We start from the raw sequence: 19148 nt of genomic DNA, 5'->3' as shown, positions 1-19148 counted from the left end.
TTTAATCTTTAAAAACTTCAATAGTTACCTGTTTCTCTACCATGTCGGTGAATTTACCTTTGTATCTTGTGGCTTTTACGAGGTGATTATCGATCCAGTGATAATTTCCGCCGCGCGGTTTTCCACAGAGCACCGTGTGATATTTAAAGCCGTGTTTATCGAGCCAGTCGATCGTAATCTGTTTCAGGTTTTCGGTTCTTGAGGTGAAAAAACAAATAATATGACCCTGCTCGTACCACCGGTTTATCGTTTCGAGTGCATCGGGATACGGCACACAATCGACCATTCTTTCCGGCTCTTCATTGGGTACATCATCGGTAATCGTGCCGTCGATATCAATCAGATAATTCTTAATATCGCCTTTCAGCATGGGACTTAAATGGTCTTTATATTCTAATTCCATCATCAAAATTTTAAGGGGCAAAAGTACGAATTTTCCTTGATGCACAGATGATTATCAATTATTTCTGCAATTTTAGGGGCAATCCCGCGCCCACGCTGAATGCCGGGGCTTGCGGGTCGGGCTTTCCGCTGCAATTCCTCGCGCCCCAGCTTTCCCCTTTCCTGCTGCGGGATTTCCGCTGCAATCCCTTTTGCAAAAGCCGTATTTGAAATTATAAATTTTTCACAAAAATTTTATTACCTAACTTTTAAAACTTAATTTTGTGAGTTATGGAAGAACAGGTAGTTTTAGTCTCAGAAAACGACGAAATCCTCGGCTTGATGGAAAAAATGCAGGCGCACGAAAACGGAATGCTTCACCGCGCTTTCTCGGTTTTCCTGTTTAATGAAAAGGGCGAAATGCTTTTGCAGAAACGCGCCGCCACCAAATACCATTCTCCCAATCAATGGACGAACGCCGTTTGTTCACACCCAAGAAGCAACGAAACCTATCTGGAAGGCGCAAAACGCCGCATGAAAGAAGAACTCGGCATCGAAGCGGAATTAAGCCCGAAATTTCATTTTATTTATAAAGCAGACGTGGGACAAAACTTGTGGGAACACGAGCTGGATCACGTATTTACGGGAGATTTCGACGGCGAGTTTGAGATGAACCCGGAGGAAGTTTCCGACGTGCGGTATATTACGATGGAAAATCTGGAAAAAGAAATGCTGGAAAATCCGGAACATTTTACAGAATGGTTTAAGATAATTTTGAAGGAATATAAGGAGCATTTGTGATATTTAATGTTGGATGGTTGATGGTTGATGGTTGTTTTTAGGAAAATATAACGAAATTGGATTTTAGCCCCGATTGCAGCGGCATCCTTTTTTTGGAAGGGTTTCGGCGCGGCAAAAAAAAGATAGAGCGGAAAGCGGGACGAACCTTCGCACGAGAAACCCACTTTGATGCTTCTAAAAAAGAAATAAATTAATAAAAATAAAAGATGAATAAGACGGCTTTGTACGATAAACACGTGTCTTTGGGCGCGAAAATGGTGCCTTTTGCAGGTTTTGAAATGCCTGTGCAATACACTGGCGTAACCGAGGAGCATTTTGCGGTGCGCGAAAAAGTAGGAATTTTTGATGTTTCGCACATGGGTCAGTTTTTTGTGGACGGTCCTGCTGCAAAGGATCTGCTGCAATTTATAGGCACAAATAATGTGGACGCGCTGGAAAACGGAAAGGCGCAGTACACGTGTTTGCCGAATGGAAAAGGCGGGATTGTGGACGACCTTATTGTTTATAAAATGACCGACGAAAAATATTTTGTGGTGGTAAACGCCTCGAACATTGAGAAAGACTGGAATCACATTTCGAAATACAACGAAAAATTTGGCGCAAAACTGACGAACGCGTCTGAGGAAATGTCGCTGATCGCCATTCAGGGGCCAAAAGCTACAGAAACGCTGCAAAAACTAACCGATATTAACCTCTCCGAACTTGCGTACTATCATTTTACGGTGGGGAAAATCGCGGGCGTGGACGATGTGATTATTTCGAACACCGGGTATACGGGAAGTGGCGGTTTTGAGATCTATTTTAAAAACGAAAACGCCGTAAAAATCTGGGAAGCCTTAACGGAAGCCGGCGAAGAATTTGGCTTGATTCCCTGCGGATTAGCGTCCAGAGACACTTTGCGTTTGGAAAAAGGCTTCTGCCTGTACGGAAACGACATTGACGATACGACTTCGCCACTCGAAGCTGGTTTGGGTTGGATCACGAAATTCGAGAAGGATTTTGTGGACAAAGAAACGCTAGCGAAACAAAAAGAAGAAGGCATTACGCGAAAATTAGTCGGTTTCGAAATGCAGGAAAAAGCCATCCCGCGCCACGATTACCTTGTCGTCGATGCAGACGGCAACGCAATTGGGAAAGTTACTTCGGGAACGATGAGTCCGATGAAAAAGATCGGGATCGGTTTGGCGTATGTTGCAAAAGACCATTTCAAAGTGGGTTCGGATATTTTTATCCAGATCCGAAACAAAAATATTCCGGCAAAAATCGTGAAGTTGCCGTTTGTTTAAAAAGGAATAAGTTTGAAAACTTAAAAGCAGATGAAAAAATTTATCTGCTTTTTTTGTGTGGCATTATTTTCGCACACGGTTTCAGACATTAAAAAAAATTACATTATGTCGAATATTAACAGAAGTATCGCAGGTTTAGCAGGGTCTTTGGCGTTGACGGGAGTTCATCAGCTTTTCAAAAAATATATTGTGGGCGCGCCCAATCTCGATCAGGTGGGTGAAGAAGCGGTGAAAACCTCGCTGGACAAAATAGATGTGGATCTTCCGCACGAAGATCAGGTTTTTGCTGCGGCAATGGGCGGAAATATTTTATCGAACGCCGTCTTATTCTCCACTTTGGCCACGTCTACCACTTCGTCGGAAATGCTGGCGAAAACATTGGGAACGGGACTTCTCGGTGCGGCAGGTACGATAGGTTTGGCAGATCAGGTTTTGGATCATAATAAAGCGACGAACACGAGCCAGAAAAAATGGATGACCACAGGTTATTATTTATTCGGGGCGCTTGTGAGCATCGGCGTTTATAACTGGCTGGAAGAAAGAAGACACAAATAAAAAACGGTCTCCTCAAATTTTTGAGGAGACCGTTTTCATTGAACCAAACTTTGTTATTTCACTTCGATGGTCTTTAAAACCTGTGTGCTTTCTTCTTTTTTCGGCACGGTGACGTTTAAGATACCGTCCTCGTATGTGGCTTCAATTTTTTCGGATTCCACCGTTTCGGGCAAAGTGAAGGACCGGCTGAAAGAATTATAATTAAATTCTCTTCGCGTAAAGGTTCCGTTTTCGTCAACTTCTTCATTTTCCGTTTTGTTTTCGCTGGAAATGGTGAGAATGTTTTTTTCTAAATTGATGTTGAAATTTTCTTTTTTAATGCCGGGCGCCGCTACCATAATCTGGAAACGATCTGCGTCCTCTTTCACATTCACTGAAGGCGACGTTAAACCTGTTTCGGGGAAACCTGCGCGCTTGAAATCCAGCAGTTCGTTCGTAAAGAAATCATCAAAGAAATTCGTTCTTCTGCTTAAATTATTCATAACATTTAATTTTTAAGGTTAAACAATTTTGAGTAATCGTACCAGTTGAATCACAAAAAAAATACCACGTCTCATTTTCGGACAAAATTTCGCACCGAACTGATTAGATGGAAAATAAGTCATTTTAAAAGTGCAAAAACGTTTCGATTTCTGAAATTTTGACACTCCTAATTCGGCAGCTGCTGAAACAGAAGTTGTTGCTGATCTTTGTTTTTCTTTTACACCGCAATCCCTTTTGGGTTCGTCCGAAACATTGGTTTTCCGAATTTGTTCCCGCTACCTTTCTCGGTTTCGAATTACCAGTACTGCCGTAGATTGGCAGTCTGCAGAATTTGCACCGCGTTAATCCACTTTAAACGGCTTTCTTGAGTGATAAGGAAGCAGAAACATTTTTCACCATTCTGCAGTCTGCCAGATGATATTTGGCGCCGGACGGTGTTTTGTACACTGTCTGCGCAGAAAGCGTCACCGAAAAAAAGATGAGAAATACTAATTATATCATGGTGCGAAAAAATTTTCCAGGTTTTCTAGATTCTGTTTTTCGTTTCCAATAAAAATTTGTTTATCGGCAAGGAAAACCGGCCTTTTTAAAAACGAATAATGATTTAAAAGTAGTTTTTTAAAATCATTTTCTTTTAAAGATTTCACGTCAATATCTTGAGCCTTAATCTGCGTAGATCTTCTGCTGAAAAGAACCTCGTAAGAATTTGTGAGTGCATACATTTCCGTGAGTTCGTCCGGCGTGACCGGTTGCGATTTTATTTCCCGCAGCGTCCAGTCGGAAAGATCGAAACGGTTAAGAATTTTGGTACAGGTTCCGCAGGTTTTGAGGTAAAATACTTTTTGCATATTCAAATTTAGCCAATAAATATAGAATCGGAAGCGGGTATTGAGCGGTATTCCATTATAAAAGGGATTCTAAAAATCCTTCGTAAGATATTTTAAAAGTGTTTTTGAAGTTCAAAACATGAAACTTCACAGAAAGTATTAAGTTTTTAAGAGCTATTATTTGGTGGCGAAAACCTTAATTATAAATCCATTTGCGGAAGAAAAGAGGATTTTGTTCCTCAAGGAAAAAATTTATGGATATTTGTAAAGTAAAAAATTATGATGCAAAATAAAACAACTTTTCAGTTTATATCGGAACCCAGCGACGTTAATTACGGCGGAAATGTTCATGGCGGAAGTGTAATGAAATGGATCGACCAGGCCGGTTACGCGTGTGCAAGTTCCTGGAGTTCGAGTTACTGCGTGACGGTTTATGTGGGTGGAATCCGGTTTTATTCGCCCATCAAAATTGGCCACATCGTGAAGGTGGAAGCGCAGGTAATCTACACGGGAAGAACGAGCATGCATATCGCCATCAACGTTTTTTCGCGAAACATCAAGCGGAAGGAATTCGAAAAAAAACGCACTGCATTATTGTATTTGTCGCGGTGGATGACGAAGGCAATTCCGTGGAAGTCCCGAAATTTGTTCCAACAACGGAGCAGGATCTCCAAATGGAACAATATGCCGTGAAACTGATGGATCTGCGCAAACAGATAGAGAACGAAATGAAACCTTTCATAAAATAATCACTCAATTTTTATTTTTAAATAATTTCTCAATGAAACGAAAAATTCTATCTCTTGCGGCTTTGGCGCTGATGATTCAGTTCCAGGCCCAGATTTTCAGCAGCGGTTTTGAAAACAATAACGGAACTCCGCTTTCCGCTTACACCACCATCAATGCGGACGGAAACACGGTTGCAGAATGGGCGCCCGTTCAGGAGTTCAACACCGAAGCCTGGATTCAGTTTTATGATGGTTACGACAATAAAATCGCTTTCAGCACCTCTTCGTACGATCCGGCCGGAACGTCGAACGACTGGCTCATCACGCCGTCGATTACGGTACCAAGCGACGGCACTCCGACTTTATACTGGAAGGCAAAGTCTTATGATTTTGATTTTACAGATTCTTATGACATCAAAGTTTCCGAAACCAACAACCAGGTGGGAAGCTTCACTACCACGGTGTTGAGCGTTGACGGAGAACAGGCTTACGAGTATAATTCGCGAAGTCTGGATTTGTCTGCATATAAAGGAAAAACCATCTATCTGGCATTTGTTAACAATACAACGGACGGTTATTTTTTGGCGCTGGATGATCTCTACCTGAGCAACTCCGCGAACTGCATAATGCCCGATCTTTCAGGTTTCACTGCGACCAATTTAACGGATAAAAGTTTTACGGCCGCCTGGACTTCGACCGCCGGAATCACAAATTACGATTTGGGACTGACGGATTTTGTGACGCCGGTTTCTTCGAATGGCATTCAGACTGCGACGACGAAAAACTTTGATAACCTCCAGCCCGGCACGCGCTATCAGTTTTTTCTGAAAAATGCAGACTGTGGCTCGGGTTGGGCAGGCCCGAAATCTGTTTTTACGGCGGCAATTCTTCCCTATTCTTATGATTTTGAATACACGGCCGAAAACTATGGCGAATACGATTCGGATGGCTGGACTTCCGGCACGTGGATTAACGGAAGCGGCGCGGCGCAGAACGGCGACGGTTATGTTTTTAACAACACGAGCAAAACCTACGCAAAAAACGACTGGATTTTCTCCTATCCCATTAAATTGTTGGCGAACGAAACGGTAGAAATTAAATATTTTGCCGAAATGAGCAGCGCAAGCGCCTCGCCCGCAACCCTGAAAGTGAGTGTGGCCGATGCGCCGGAAAAAGATGCCATCACGCAGGAGTTAAGTTCAAACCAAATCAGTGGCAACACGTATACCGAATATACTTCGACCTTTACGGCCTCGGCGGAAGGTGTTTATTATTTTGGTTTCGGAAATGTGACGCCTCCGGTGGAAAATAATTCGGCATTAAGAATCGATAATATTCGTTTTTCTAAAACCGGTTTGGCGGTTTCTGATGTGTCAAAAAATCAGATCAAAGTCTATCCGAATCCGGTGAAAGATCTATTGAAAATCAGCTCTGCCGAAAAAGTAGAAAAATTAGAAGTGTACAGCATGGAGGGAAAATTGTTGAAATCTGTGGTGAACACGAACAGCATCGATTTCTCTCAAAATGCAAAAGGCGTTTATCTTTTAAAAATTCAAACAAAATCCGGAGTTTCGACGCAGAAAATTATTAAATAATTTGCTTATTTCTCAACTTAAAAAAAATCCTCTTCAATTCGTTCGAAGGGGAATTTTTTTGGCCAAAAAAGCCCAGAAATCTGCAATCACTTACTCAAAACGAAAAAATTTCCTGTACCGCTTTTTTATTTATATTTGTTAAGTTTTTTTTAAGAAACTTTTAAGATATGCTTAACATTTCAAATTTTAATTTTTAGTTGATGAAGAAATTTTACCTGTTCGTTTTTCTGTCTTTATTTCAAATTACATTCTCCCAGACGAAACCGTCGGATACAACAAATTATCTTCGAAACGGCATTTTCGAAAACGCTTCGGGAAAAATCATCAAAAACAATACTGAAAAATTAAAATTTTTAGCAGAAAGAAAGCGCAAAACCGAAAATGAAAGGCTCGGGATGATGAAAGCCACGCAAATCCCCGTCGAACTTTGCACCAACGGTGGTTTCGAACAGACCCAAACGGTGGGCGGTGCCAAGTTTATTAAAGATTTTCTCTACAATATTGGCGATCCGCCCGGTCCCACCCAATGTAAATCGATTTCGAATACTGCAGATAGTTTTATCCCGCAATACAATCCGTCGGATACGAATTTGATGGCGAGCTCCGTTCCTTCGAATCTTATTGACCGTTTTATGGGCGACATCAAAGCGTTTGACCAGTATGCCCTAAAACTTAATTTCGAAAATTCGGGTACGTATGGCGCTATTGCGCAGGGAAAAAGATTTAAAACAAACAACGAAAACTTTTTAAAATTCAATTATAAAGCGGTTTTACAATCTGTTTACGATACCAGTCACACGGACAATCAAGCTTATTTTAAAGCGCGGATCCTCAATAAGAACAATCAGGTTGTCAGTGAGTTCTGTCTGGTTGGCGACGAAAAAAACTGTATTTTCACAAAAGTTCCGGAAGGCAGCTATGGATATGTTACTTTGTACACGGCCAACTGGCAATCGGGTATTTTGGATATTTCTTCCATCCCCAACAATGAGGAGTTTACCGTAGAATTTTTGGCTTCGCGCTGTGGTTTGGGCGGTCATTTTGGGTACGCTTATATTGATGACCTTTGTTTTCTGCATTCTAACGAAAATTTTGTCGGCTCCGTAACTTTAGATCCGCTTTATGCCGTATGCCCCACTCTTCCCCTCAGTGTTTGCGGTAACTATACGTTACCCAATTCCGGCGGCATAAGTGCAACGCTGAAAAATCTTACGTTAAAAGTGTACGATTCCAATGGAACAGTTGTTTATACGACATCTACCACGTCTTCATTAGATACGGTGAATAAGAAATTTTGCTTCTCGCTCCTGGCGCAAAACTTTCCCGATATTACAACAGGCAATTATAATGTAGGCGTAACGGCAGATTTCGACGTTTCCGGTGCTCCGGGCGGTTGCGGAAGCAGCAGCACAACAACCATCTTTGCTTCGGCCAATGATCCGGATGCCAACGACGGCTGGGATATCAGCTTTCTGAACTGTTCGTCCGGGTGTAACTTAAAAGTTAATACGGCGAAAATTTCGAAATGTGATGCGAATCATGATGGTTTTGAAGATTTTAACCTCACCGATTTCGATGCGCAAGTGGTGAGTTCGACGGCGGGACTTACTTTTACTTATTTTAAAGATTACAACAACGCTTTTAATAATACCAATGCGATCTCGAATTTTTCAAGCTATAATTCTGCCTCCACCAACATTTACATCCGGGTTTCGCGGGATCAGAACTGTTATAAGATTATTCCCGTTAATTTAGAAGTTAAAAATCCGACCGCCAATATTTCCGGGATCCTGAATGTGTGTTCCGGAAGCACCGTCCTGACGGCATCCAGCGGCGCAACCTACCTCTGGAGCACGGGAGAAACCACTTCAAGCATCACAGTAACAGACGTCGGTGTGTACAGCGTAACCGTAACGGACAGCTACGGGTGTGTCAGCACGGCAAACGTTTCGATTGAACCCAGTCAGACTGCAGTTACACCAACGGTAGAAGTTACGCAGCCTTCGTGTTTTGTTTCTTCAGGCAGCATTAAAGTAATTTCGCCGGCGTCGGAATACAGTTTTAATAATGGCGTAACGTGGGGAACCAATCCCATAAAAACCGGCTTATATCCGGGGACTTATGAAGTGCTCATCAAAACGGCAAAAGGGTGTACTTCCTACGCACAAACAGTCGATATTATCCCGGCGCTCACCTCTTATCCCAATTATTCGGCGGAGCAACCCAAATTTTGTGGAGATACGGGATCCATCACCATCAGCACGAACGCGGCTTTTTATAGTTATGATAACGGATCAACGTGGGTAACGAATTCTACCCTCAACCTTTTACAACCCGGTACTTACAGCATCCGAACAAAAGATATTGCAGGCTGTATTTCGAATCCGGCAGTAGTTTTGATTTCGAGCAATACTTTAGGAAATCCGGACATCACCGTTAAAAATCCTGCCTGTAATGTAACGGGAAGCATCACCATCAATACGCCCGCGGATTTTTACACTTTTGATGGGGGACAAACGTGGGTAACAACGAATGTTGAATCAAATATTCTCTCCGGAAATTTTTCTGTAGGCATTAAAAGCAGTTTAGGCTGTACCTCTTATTTTCAGACGATTTACATGCAAACCTTTCAGAATTCTTACCCAGAGTATGAACTGATTCAGCCTACCTGTGGACTTGATGGTACGGTGTATATAAAAACTGAAGCCGATTTTTACAGTTTTGATAACGGAGCAACGTGGACGACGAGTAATATGAAAGATCTGCCCGCCGGCACCTACAGAGTTAAATTGAAAAATGCTGCCGGTTGCCAATCGCAGTCTGCCACGGTTTATCTTTATCCGCCGACGCTGGATATGCCTTTTGTCTCTATTGTGCAGCCTACGTGTGGCAACAATGGAAGCGTCACCATTAACACCCTTGCAGATTTTTACAGCTTCGATAATGGCGCCACCTGGGTAACATATAACAGCAAAAGTTTACCTGCCGGCACTTATCAGGTGATGATCAAAAACAGTTTGGGCTGCAAATCCAGCGCACGCTACGCCTATCTTTCTGAAATAAAACTTGCTGCGCCTTCCGTTAGTTTAATACAGCCAGACTGCACTACAAAAGGAACCATCACCATCAATACTCCCGCAAGCTTTTACAGTATAAATAATGGAGCTACATGGGTTACTACCAATGTTTTCAGCAATTTAAATTCATCGTCCTACTCGGTGATGATTAAAAACAGTCAGAACTGCGTTTCTGAAGTAACTACCGTGTATTTTAATCAGATTGCGTTGGATCAACCCACTAACACGGCCGTAAGCCCAAGTTGTGGCAATATTGGCAACATCACGTTTACTTCTGCCGCCGATTTTTACAGCATTGATGGTGGCTCTACGTGGTCTGTGAATCCGGTTTTTAATAATTTGGCGGCAGGATCTTATTATCTTATTGTGAAAAATACCGCGAACTGCAAATCCAGCAGTATCCCGGTTTACATGAATACCACGGACCTCGCCAGTCCAACGGTAACTGTGGTACAGCCAACATGTGGAACGAAAGGAACGATTACCGTAAAAAGCCCCGCAACTTCGTACAGTTTTGATTATGGAAACACCTGGAGCTCTTCGCCGGTTTTAACCAATGCGGCGTCGGGCTACTATTATGTTATGACAAAAAACGGAAGCTGTATCTCCTCGTACACGTCGGTTTCCATCGTGGATTTTTATCTTCCCTCTCCCACGTATACTGCCACGCAGCCTACTTGCGGTGTGGGTGGCAGCATCACTGTAACGACTGCGGCGTCCCAGTACAGCATCAATAATGGGCAGACCTGGAGTGCTTCCCCGACCTTTACCAATCTTCCTGAGGGTTATTATAATGTTATGGTTAAAAATGCCTTGGGTTGCAAATCGAATTCCTATGGATCGTCTTTAAATTTAGCTAAATTTTACCTTCCTAACCCAGATGTTTCAATCGTGCAGCCAACCTGCGGGACAAAAGGAAGTATCAAAATAATGACGCCAGCGTCTGCTTATAGTTTTGATGGGGGCCAGACCTGGAGTACCGTTAATGAGAAAACCAACTTAACATCCGGCTCCTATAATATTGCCATTAAAAATGTGTTGGGTTGCACGTCGAACCCGTATGATATGAATATTTACATTACTACTTTTTATCTGCCACGCCCTTTAATGAAAATCGTTCAACCCACATGTGGCAATAATGGAAGCATCACCGTTGTTTCGCAGGCGGCACAATATTCTTTTGACAATGGGGCAACTTGGGGAACAAATCCTGTATTGCTGAATCCGACACCGGGATCGTATAATATTTTGATTAAAAATTCCGCCGGATGTTCTTCTCAGGCAGCGTATGCATACATTAATAAATTCTACCTCAACCAGCCCAGTGTAACTACCATTCAACCTACCTGCGCTAATCCGAAGGGAAGTATTTTTATTAATACCATCGCAGATTTATACAGTTTCGATAATGGAGCGACCTGGACTTCTAATCCTGTAAAAAACAACTTAAATTCCGGAAATTACAATGTTCTCGTTAAAAATTCTTTTGGCTGTGTGTCCCAAACTGCGTATGTTTACATCTACACTGCACCTACTGTTCCCACAACACCTGCGGTAACCATCAAACAGCCAACAACCTGCGATTCTACCGACGGAAGCATCACCATTAATACTCCGGCGGCAAGTTATACCTTTAATAACGGTGCGACCTGGACCACCAATCCTGTAAAAACAAATATTGGTGCCGGAACCTATATTGTGAGAATTAAGAGCAACAGTGCAAGTTGCGAATCTGCCTCGGTCGCCGTGACTTTAAATTCGGGCATTAATATTGCCGCTCCCGCAGTATCAGTAGCTCAACCAACCTGCAGTGTTTCTACGGGATCTATTACGGTAACAACACCTGCGGCCACCTACAGCTTCGATGACGGTTTAACTTTCATTTATGCGGATACGAAAAGCGGACTAACGCCGGGGACTTATAAAATAAAAATAAAAAATGCTGCGGGCTGCATATCAGACGTGACTGCAGCCACTGTAACTTTACCGGCGCCCTTACCCGCTCCGACTTTCAGTATTACTCAACCCAGCTGCAGTAATGCATTGGGCTCCATTAAAATAACAACGTCCGCAGCGGAGTACAGTTTCGATAATGGCATTACTTATGGTCTTGCCAATACTAAATCTAACCTAGGCCCCGGCACGTATAATTTAATGATTAAAGACAGTGCCGGATGTATTTCCGTCGCCGGTATTGCAACAGTTGATGTGCAGCCGACAACGCCAAATGCACCACAGATTGTAGTCACACAACCTTCTGGTTGTGCAGCTTCCAACGGAAATGTGGCGGTAATTTCGGCGGCAGGTTATTATAGTTTTGATGACGGAGTGACGTGGGTAAATTCTGCTTCCATAAATCTGGCTCCCGGAACTTATCATATCCGAATTAAATTATCTGTGACGGGCTGCCTCTCTCCTGCTACTGTAGCGACCATAGATCCGCCTGCAAATGCACCTTCGCTCCCATCGTTTACGGTCACCCAGCCCGCGTCGTGCATTAATCCATACGGAAGTATTACGATTACATCCACCGAATATCAGTATAGTTTCGACAATGGGGTAACCTATTCTTCCAGCGCCAATTCGGGACAGATGTCGCCCGGAATTTATAAACTGAAAGTTAAAAACAGCGCGGGATGTGAGTCTGGAGCGGTGGTGGTCACCATTAATGTTCCGCCAGATACTCCAGCTATACCTACCGCGACCATTCAACAAATTGATTGTTCTCATCCGTTTGCGCGAATTACGATTAATGAAACTGCTTCGCAGTACAGCATAGATGATGGCGTAACCTGGCAAAACTCCAATGTATTCCCGGACTTATTACCGAAGACATATTCCATCAAGATTAAAAATGCGTTGGGTTGCCAATCGGTAGCGTCGTCGGCGGTAGTAAATATTTTTACCAATCCGACTCCAAAACCCATAGTTAATGCCACGCAGGATTTCTGTGTGCAGCAAAATGCAACTCTTGCAAATATTTTGTCGACGGGAACAAATATTTTATGGTATCAGACCATGGTGGGTGGCAGTGCGATTCCCCAGACGACTCCCTTGGTTAGTGGAACCACTTATTACGTATCGCAAACAATCAACGCCTGCGAAAGCGAAAGAGTACCCGTGGCAGTTGGTATTATTGCCACGCCGCCACCAACCGGAAATTCCGCCCAAACTTTCTGTATCAGTCAAAATGCTACGGTTTCCAGTCTGGCGGCTGTGGGGACGGCGATTAAGTGGTACAGCAGCAGTTCTGCTACAACCTCACTTCCCGCTAATACGCTTCTACAAAGCGGTGTCACTTACTATGCAACCCAAACAGCTCAGGGCTGCGAAAGTGTGCAAAGATTGCCAGTTACCGTTACTTTAGTCACCACCAATATACCCGCTTTAGATTTTGTTGTACCCGCACTATGTTCCGAAGAAAACGGAACGAAAAAGGTTGATTTAACACAGTATCAAAGTGTTATCGTTCCCAATTCCGCCAGCTACACGTACCTTTATTACACACAGAGCAACCAGCTGATTACAGATGCTGCGAACCATACTTTGCAAACCGGACAAAACATAATTTTCGTGCTGGTGAATTCGCCGTCGGGCTGTTCGGCAAGAGCTCAGCTCACTTTTAAAATTAATGCTGCTCCAGTAGTAAATTTGCCTTCAAACGCAGAATATTGCCCGGAAAATTTTGTGAAGCTTGACGCAGGACCTCAGCCAGGTACTAGTTCCTACACCTGGACTTATAACGGAAGTGCATTCAGTACGCAGCAAAGTATTAATGTTAATCAAGATGGAACGTATCAAATTGTGGTATCAAACATGGATGGATGCAGCACGACCAAATCAATCGTGGTGAAAAAAGTGGATTCTCCTGTTATCACTGAAATTAAAATAGAAAACAGTACGGTTCAGATTATTGCGACCGGAAGCTGCACGCTGGAATATTCCATTGATGGCTTTCAGTGGCAGTCTTCAAATATTTTCTATGAAGTCCCAAATGGCCATCATACGGCTTTTGTAAGAAGTGTATCTCAACCCTGTGCAGTGACGGAAAAAGACTTTACCCTTTTCAAAATTGTTAATGTATTCTCTCCAAACAGCGATGGCGTGAATGACTACTGGAAAATTGAAGGCATCGAAGAGTATCCCGGTACTAAAATAAAAGTGATGGACCGCTTTGGAACCTTGGTTTTAGACCAAACGGTGCAGGGACCTTTCTCCTGGAACGGCGAATACCTCAGCAGAAAATTGCCGACCGGAAATTACTGGTATTATATTGTGGTTTCGGACGGCAGAATTTTATCCGGATACGTAACGATTAAGAATAGAAATTAAGGCTAAAGAGGTTAACCGGGAATTCAAATAGAACGGATAGGTGCGCTTTCAGAATTCCCGAAAATACGTTGCCTCTGCGCAGAAGCTAAATTATTTGTAAAGAAACTATTAAAATCATCAAAATAAAGTAGAAATGATAGCAGTAAGTTTTAAATAAGCATCAATTTTTCCAAATAGGACGGCGCAATAACCCACAAAAAAATCCCTTCATTGAAGGGATTTTTCGTATTATTTAAGACTGCGTTGACGCAGACTTCATTTATCTTGCAATATTCACCGAACGGGTTTCGCGGATCACGGTCACACGAACCTGCCCCGGATACGTTAATTCGTTCTGAATTTTTTCGGAGATATCATAGGAAAGTTGCGCCGATTGATTGTCGCTTACTTTTCCGCTTTCCACCATCACACGCAGTTCTCTACCTGCCTGAATGGCGTAGGCACTGGACACGCCGTCGAAACTTAAGGCGGCAGCTTCCAGATCTTTTAAACGCTGGATATAAGATTCTAAAACCTGTCTTCTTGCGCCGGGTCTGGCTCCGGAAATCGCATCGGCAACCTGAATAATCGGAGAAAGCAAACCGGTCATTTCCACTTCATCGTGGTGAGCGCCAATCGCATTGATCACTTCGGGGCTTTCGCCGTATTTTTCGGCCCACTGCATTCCTAAAAGCGCATGGGGAAGTTCGGATTCCTGCTCCGGAACTTTACCGATATCGTGCAGTAAACCGGCTCTTTTCGCCAGTTTCACATTCAACCCTAATTCCGCGGCCATCGTTGCGGCGATGTTGGCAACCTCCCGGGAGTGCTGCAATAAATTCTGACCATAAGAGGAACGGAATTTCATTCGGCCCACGATTTTCACCAATTCCGGGTGAAGTCCGTGAACGCCTAAATCGATAACGGTTCTTTTGCCGACTTCGATGATTTCTTCCTCGATCTGTTTTTTCGTTTTATCAACAACCTCTTCGATTCTTGCCGGGTGAATACGGCCGTCGGTTACCAAACGGTGAAGTGAAAGTCTTGCGATTTCTCTTCTTACCGGATCGAAACACGAAAGCAAAATAGCTTCCGGCGTATCATCAACAATAATTTCAACACCGGTTGCAGCTTCTAAAGCACGGATATTTCTACCTTCACGACCGATAATTCGGCCTTTTACCTCATCAGATTCAATATTGAAAACCGACACCGAATTTTCGATGGCCTGCTCTGTACCGATTCGCTGAATGGTTTGAATGACGATTTTCTTCGCCTCCTGCTTAGCGTTCAAGTGCGCCTCTTCCATAATGCTCTGAACGTGCGCCTGAGCGCGCGTTTTTGCTTCTGCTTTCAGGGCTTCTACCAATTCGGTTTTGGCATCTTCGGCGGAATAGCCGGATATTTTCTCCAGAATTTCAACTTTCTGTGCAGTAACTGCATCTAATTCCTGTTGTTTTCTTTCTAAAATTTCGTGCTTTTTACCGTAATCTGTAATTTGGCGATCCAACTCTTTTTCTAATTTTCCGGCTTTGCTAAGATCATCATTAAGCTTTTGCTCTTTGTCTTTTATTCGTTTTTCCGAATCCTGCATTTTCTTTTCTCTGGCCTGAATATCTGAGTCGTGCTGAGATTTCAGTTCCATAAATTTTTCTTTCGCCTGAAGGTGTTTGTCCTTTTTGATGGATTCGGCTTGTACAGTCGCTTTCTCTAGAAGATTTTCGGCATTTTTTTTCGCGTCTTCCACGATGAATTTTGCTTTGGCGTTAAGGCCGCTTTTGGAAAACAAGATTCCAATAACCGCTCCTAAAACCAGGCAAACAATACCGACGATAATCGCTGTTGTTGTCATATATTTTCAGTTTTAATGTTCATAATTTTTGTATTTATTGTTAAAGGAAGGTTATTCTAAGCAAAACCTACAAACTTTTTATTTAATGTTTTTTAAAGGAAAATTCCTTAAAAAACTGTTGAATATTCGACAAAAAAAAGCCCACAACAGTTCAAGATATAGAGTAAACTCCTTATCAACACGATTTGAACTGATTTTCACTTTTTGTAATCCGAGCAAGTCGGCGCGCCATTAAGTGAACTTTCGTTCGGCAATTGTATAGCGTTGAGTTTACCTGTAATGTGTTAGAACTATTGTAGGCAGTTGTTTCCCGGAAAAGAAAAATCTACTTTTCCAGCGCTTCCAGCAATTGGTTAATTTTTGTTAACCGCTCGTTGGAAGCATTTATATTTTTTTCGTTACTGAGTTGCGAAACTTCGGCGTTGGTACCTAATTTTAAGGCGCACATTGCTAAAGCATCCTGTTTATCTCTAACGTCAAAATTCTGTTCAAAATCTTTAATCATGGCTTCAATACTTTTACCGACTTTCCGAAGGGTTTCTTCTTCGGCGGCGGGTACATTCAGCGGGTAGTTTCTTCCGGCAATGTTGATGGTAATTCTTCTTACTTCCATTACAAACCGCTGTTTTGAAGTTCTGCAATACAGTGGTCCACTTCTTTTATCAACCTGTTGATGTGGTTTTTCATCAACCGGTTATGGTCTGGATTTCCTGATAATGCGGAATAAAGTTTTATATTTTTTTGTTCTTCTGCTAACGCCTGATTGCTTTTTCTTCCCTCTTCGTATTTCTTTTTCAGTTCTTCGTGTTCGCGGGATAATTCTAAATATTGCTCTGTGAGATTTTGATAATTTTTGGTGATATTCAAAATCTTTTTCTCTAAAACCGAAAAATTATTATCTAAATCTTGGAGCATTTTCAGGCTTAATTAATTCTAACTATTTAGCAAAAATATAAAATTTAAATGTCAATCAACGGATTATTAGGGACTAATTTGCGAATTTATCGAAATAACAAAAAGAGAAGGCAATATTTACCTTCTCTTTTTAAATATATTTACAAAATAGTTATTCAAATTTAAGAACAAACATAAAAGCGCGGCTTTTTGCACTCGAAATTGCGGCGGACCAGTACGGTGGCGTGCTCGGATTATCAGACACCATTTCGTCGTTCATCATGAAAGTACCGCGAAAGCCCGGTGTTAATTTGAATCTGCTGAAATAAAACTGTATGCCAAGTTCTGCAGACCACGCAAAATTGCTGGTGGTAGTTCGGAAAAGTCCTTGGGAATTATCGTCTGCGGCTTTGTTGTTGGACTGTAAATTCATCATCCAGTTTACACCGGCTGCCGCGTACGGACGCGAGTTATACCAGCGGTCACCGTGAATTTCAATAAGCAAAGGAAGATCGATATAGGTTGATTTTACTGTTCTTAATTTATCGGCATCCGTCAGCGTAATGGGTGTAAAGGGCGCATTTGCGGGGGTTCCGCCTGCAAACTGATCATTCGATTGCGTATCGAAAAAAACCTCTCTTTCCACAAACTGTAAACCCGGTTCGAATCGAAGATCGAAATTTTCGTTCAAACGAAATTTACCGATTAATCCGGCGCCGAAACTGTACGCACCTTTGGTCTGCACCAAACTTTTCTGTCCGTCCATTCCAAACTTAGGATCTAAAACCAATTTATAATCGAAATTATTGGCGGCTAGATAAAAGCCGTAGCTGAATTTTTGATTGTCGAACCCTTCCAAATTATCCATTCGGTCTTTGGTTCGAAAGAGTTGCGCATTAAAGAACGACGCCGCAAAAATTGCCGTAATTAAATTAATTTTCAAAACTTTTTTCCCCATACTATTTGGTTGCCTTATAAATGGTTGCGATGCCTAAACTTTGTTTTTTGTATTCTACGGTTTTGAAACCGGTGTTTAAAAGGATCTGCTTCATTTTCTCCCCAAAAGGAAACGCATTTACGGAATCCGGAAGATACGTATATGCTCTGCTGTCCTTGGAAATTAACTTACCAATTCGGGGCAAAACATTTTTAAAATAAAACATATAAAAAGGCCCTAAAAACCCTTCAACTTTAGAAAACTCCAGAATGTAAACACTTTTATTTTCTTTTACTACTCTTTTTAATTCGGCCAAACCTTTCTCCAGATTTTCGAAATTACGAACTCCAAATGCAACGGAAACTGCGTCGAATTTATTGCTTTCGTAGGGTAGATTTTCGGCGTCGCCTTTTTCCATGGAAATTTCACCGTCTAAATTAAGTTTTTGAATTTTATCGATTCCCACATTTAACATTTGCTGCGAGAGATCCAGCCCCACTACTTTCGCCGCGGTTCCTTTTTGTACGGCAATGGCAAGATCGCCCGTGCCGGTGGCAACATCCAAAACGATTTTTGGTGCGTCCTTATTCATCCATTTCACCAAAGTATTTCGCCAAAGCACATCAATTTTCATGGAAAGGACGTGGTTCAGCAAATCATATTTCGGTGCAATATTGTCGAACATGTCTTCGACTTCTTTTTTCTTTCCGGCTTCTGTATTATAAGGCGTAACTGGCTTCAAAGTGCTTTTTTTAAAATTGATAATATGCGTCGTAGTATTTCAAAAAATCCTGCTTGCGGAAGATTTTGCGGCGGGATTCGGTTTTCTGAACATTTTTCACCACTTTATCGTATTCTTCATTAACATTAAAATAAAAATCGTCGGTATACAACTTGTTGAAATGTTCCGGCGCATTGAGGTAATTTTTGCCATCAATCACGGTGGCTTTTCTTACGGCAATTAGCGAATCTTTGTTCAGGCCATAGCCGTAAAACTGCTCATTAATATAATAATCCTGGTGTGCAATATTCAGCAGACCGCGTACTTTTTTTACAACAAAGGCAGAATCGTACAAGAGTTTTTTTTGGGCATCGAAAACCTTGATTTGATTTTTGCCCTTTTCAAGATCAACTTTTACATTTTGGTTGGCTGCAATAATATTTTCCGCACCGTTGTTAATTTTAAAATAGTACGTATTTTCCGTCGGATTATCAACCAAAAATTCATTTTTCTTGGCCAGAAAAAGAAAGTAAATTCCGAACGCAATAACTACGGTAAGAAGCGATATTATTAATCCTTTGGTCGAAGCACTCATTTTCATAAAGTTGTTCTAAAAAAACTTGTGCAAATTTAATAATAATTTTGTTTTAAGCTGGTACAATATAAATTGTTAACTTTGCCGTAAATTTTCAAGTTAAAA

General features: G+C 42.0%; 15 protein-coding genes. 6 read left to right on the top strand and 9 right to left on the bottom strand.

The genetic code is table 11. The features are described 5' to 3' along the window. Position 1: 1 nt before the first annotated feature. On the bottom strand, positions 2-403 hold the full coding sequence (locus tag L0B70_RS09310; protein ID WP_235143585.1) for a phosphoheptose isomerase: 402 nt from the start codon (positions 401-403) through the stop codon (positions 2-4). Positions 404-672: 269 nt separating this feature from the next. Between L0B70_RS09310 and idi the strand changes: the two genes are divergently transcribed. From idi to L0B70_RS09295, 3 genes are all read left to right on the top strand, one after another. Further along, complete coding sequence (idi, locus tag L0B70_RS09305; RefSeq protein WP_235141530.1) at positions 673-1182, top strand: isopentenyl-diphosphate Delta-isomerase; 510 nt, start codon at positions 673-675, stop codon at positions 1180-1182. A 206-nt stretch (positions 1183-1388) separates the two neighbouring features. Continuing rightward, entirely contained in the window at positions 1389-2468 is a 1080-nt protein-coding gene (gcvT, locus tag L0B70_RS09300; protein ID WP_235141529.1) for a glycine cleavage system aminomethyltransferase GcvT, read from the top strand. Positions 2469-2573: 105 nt separating this feature from the next. Then, positions 2574-3023: a hypothetical protein gene (locus L0B70_RS09295; protein WP_235141528.1), complete on the top strand. Its 450-nt coding sequence runs from the start codon at positions 2574-2576 to the stop codon at positions 3021-3023. Positions 3024-3076: 53 nt separating this feature from the next. Here the strand turns inward: L0B70_RS09295 and L0B70_RS09290 are convergent, their stop codons facing one another. Both L0B70_RS09290 and L0B70_RS09285 read right to left on the bottom strand, forming a co-directional pair. Further along, complete coding sequence (locus tag L0B70_RS09290; protein WP_235141527.1) at positions 3077-3505, bottom strand: Hsp20/alpha crystallin family protein; 429 nt, start codon at positions 3503-3505, stop codon at positions 3077-3079. 498 nt (positions 3506-4003) lie between these two features. Further along, positions 4004-4354, bottom strand: coding sequence for an arsenate reductase family protein (locus L0B70_RS09285; protein ID WP_235141526.1), 351 nt, complete (start codon positions 4352-4354; stop codon positions 4004-4006). 258 nt (positions 4355-4612) lie between these two features. Between L0B70_RS09285 and L0B70_RS09280 the strand changes: the two genes are divergently transcribed. From L0B70_RS09280 to L0B70_RS09270, 3 genes are all read left to right on the top strand, one after another. Continuing rightward, positions 4613-5026, top strand: coding sequence for an acyl-CoA thioesterase (locus L0B70_RS09280; protein WP_235141525.1), 414 nt, complete (start codon positions 4613-4615; stop codon positions 5024-5026). Positions 5027-5114: 88 nt separating this feature from the next. Then, complete coding sequence (locus tag L0B70_RS09275; protein WP_235141524.1) at positions 5115-6656, top strand: T9SS-dependent choice-of-anchor J family protein; 1542 nt, start codon at positions 5115-5117, stop codon at positions 6654-6656. Between the two features lie 200 nt (positions 6657-6856). Beyond that, entirely contained in the window at positions 6857-14065 is a 7209-nt protein-coding gene (locus L0B70_RS09270; protein WP_235141523.1) for a T9SS type B sorting domain-containing protein, read from the top strand. A 259-nt stretch (positions 14066-14324) separates the two neighbouring features. Here L0B70_RS09270 and rny read toward each other — a convergent pair whose 3' ends face one another. From rny to L0B70_RS09240, 6 genes are all read right to left on the bottom strand, one after another. Next, positions 14325-15896, bottom strand: a complete 1572-nt coding sequence (gene rny, locus L0B70_RS09265; protein ID WP_235141522.1) for a ribonuclease Y — start codon at positions 15894-15896, stop codon at positions 14325-14327. A gap of 325 nt (positions 15897-16221) precedes the next feature. Beyond that, a complete protein-coding gene (locus L0B70_RS09260) occupies positions 16222-16509 on the bottom strand; it encodes a cell division protein ZapA (protein WP_235141521.1) in 288 nt (95 codons plus the stop codon). After that, positions 16509-16811: a hypothetical protein gene (locus L0B70_RS09255; RefSeq protein WP_235141520.1), complete on the bottom strand. Its 303-nt coding sequence runs from the start codon at positions 16809-16811 to the stop codon at positions 16509-16511. The genes L0B70_RS09260 and L0B70_RS09255 overlap by 1 nt, the downstream gene beginning before the upstream one ends. Before the next feature lie 151 nt (positions 16812-16962). Beyond that, positions 16963-17748 (bottom strand): porin family protein, encoded by a 786-nt coding sequence (locus L0B70_RS09250; protein ID WP_235141519.1) that lies wholly within the window; start codon positions 17746-17748, stop codon positions 16963-16965. A gap of 1 nt (position 17749) precedes the next feature. Beyond that, positions 17750-18412 carry a bifunctional demethylmenaquinone methyltransferase/2-methoxy-6-polyprenyl-1,4-benzoquinol methylase UbiE gene (gene ubiE / locus L0B70_RS09245; RefSeq protein ID WP_235143584.1) on the bottom strand — a complete coding sequence of 221 codons (663 nt, stop codon included), beginning with the start codon at positions 18410-18412 and terminating at the stop codon, positions 17750-17752. Between the two features lie 67 nt (positions 18413-18479). Continuing rightward, complete coding sequence (locus tag L0B70_RS09240; RefSeq protein ID WP_235141518.1) at positions 18480-19049, bottom strand: hypothetical protein; 570 nt, start codon at positions 19047-19049, stop codon at positions 18480-18482. Positions 19050-19148: the final 99 nt, after the last annotated feature.

The organism is Kaistella sp. 97-N-M2 (genome assembly GCF_021513235.1).
GTDB lineage: Bacteria > Bacteroidota > Bacteroidia > Flavobacteriales > Weeksellaceae > Kaistella.
Note: the sequence above shows the minus strand (reverse complement) of the source record. Positions and strands in the feature narration are given on the sequence as shown.

What these genes read in the sequence shown, in the direction of transcription:
- L0B70_RS09290 (WP_235141527.1), bottom strand. Translation starts at nt 3,505, where the DNA reads ATGAATAATTTAAGCAGAAGAACGAATTTCTTTGATGATTTCTTTACG.
- ubiE (WP_235143584.1), bottom strand. Translation starts at nt 18,412, where the DNA reads ATGTTCGACAATATTGCACCGAAATATGATTTGCTGAACCACGTCCTT.
- L0B70_RS09240 (WP_235141518.1), bottom strand. Translation starts at nt 19,049, where the DNA reads ATGAAAATGAGTGCTTCGACCAAAGGATTAATAATATCGCTTCTTACC.
- idi (WP_235141530.1), top strand. Translation starts at nt 673, where the DNA reads ATGGAAGAACAGGTAGTTTTAGTCTCAGAAAACGACGAAATCCTCGGC.
- L0B70_RS09285 (WP_235141526.1), bottom strand. Translation starts at nt 4,354, where the DNA reads ATGCAAAAAGTATTTTACCTCAAAACCTGCGGAACCTGTACCAAAATT.
- L0B70_RS09275 (WP_235141524.1), top strand. Translation starts at nt 5,115, where the DNA reads ATGAAACGAAAAATTCTATCTCTTGCGGCTTTGGCGCTGATGATTCAG.
- L0B70_RS09280 (WP_235141525.1), top strand. Translation starts at nt 4,613, where the DNA reads ATGATGCAAAATAAAACAACTTTTCAGTTTATATCGGAACCCAGCGAC.
- L0B70_RS09310 (WP_235143585.1), bottom strand. Translation starts at nt 403, where the DNA reads ATGGAATTAGAATATAAAGACCATTTAAGTCCCATGCTGAAAGGCGAT.
- gcvT (WP_235141529.1), top strand. Translation starts at nt 1,389, where the DNA reads ATGAATAAGACGGCTTTGTACGATAAACACGTGTCTTTGGGCGCGAAA.
- L0B70_RS09250 (WP_235141519.1), bottom strand. Translation starts at nt 17,748, where the DNA reads ATGGGGAAAAAAGTTTTGAAAATTAATTTAATTACGGCAATTTTTGCG.
- L0B70_RS09255 (WP_235141520.1), bottom strand. Translation starts at nt 16,811, where the DNA reads ATGCTCCAAGATTTAGATAATAATTTTTCGGTTTTAGAGAAAAAGATT.
- L0B70_RS09270 (WP_235141523.1), top strand. Translation starts at nt 6,857, where the DNA reads ATGAAGAAATTTTACCTGTTCGTTTTTCTGTCTTTATTTCAAATTACA.
- rny (WP_235141522.1), bottom strand. Translation starts at nt 15,896, where the DNA reads ATGACAACAACAGCGATTATCGTCGGTATTGTTTGCCTGGTTTTAGGA.
- L0B70_RS09295 (WP_235141528.1), top strand. Translation starts at nt 2,574, where the DNA reads ATGTCGAATATTAACAGAAGTATCGCAGGTTTAGCAGGGTCTTTGGCG.
- L0B70_RS09260 (WP_235141521.1), bottom strand. Translation starts at nt 16,509, where the DNA reads ATGGAAGTAAGAAGAATTACCATCAACATTGCCGGAAGAAACTACCCG.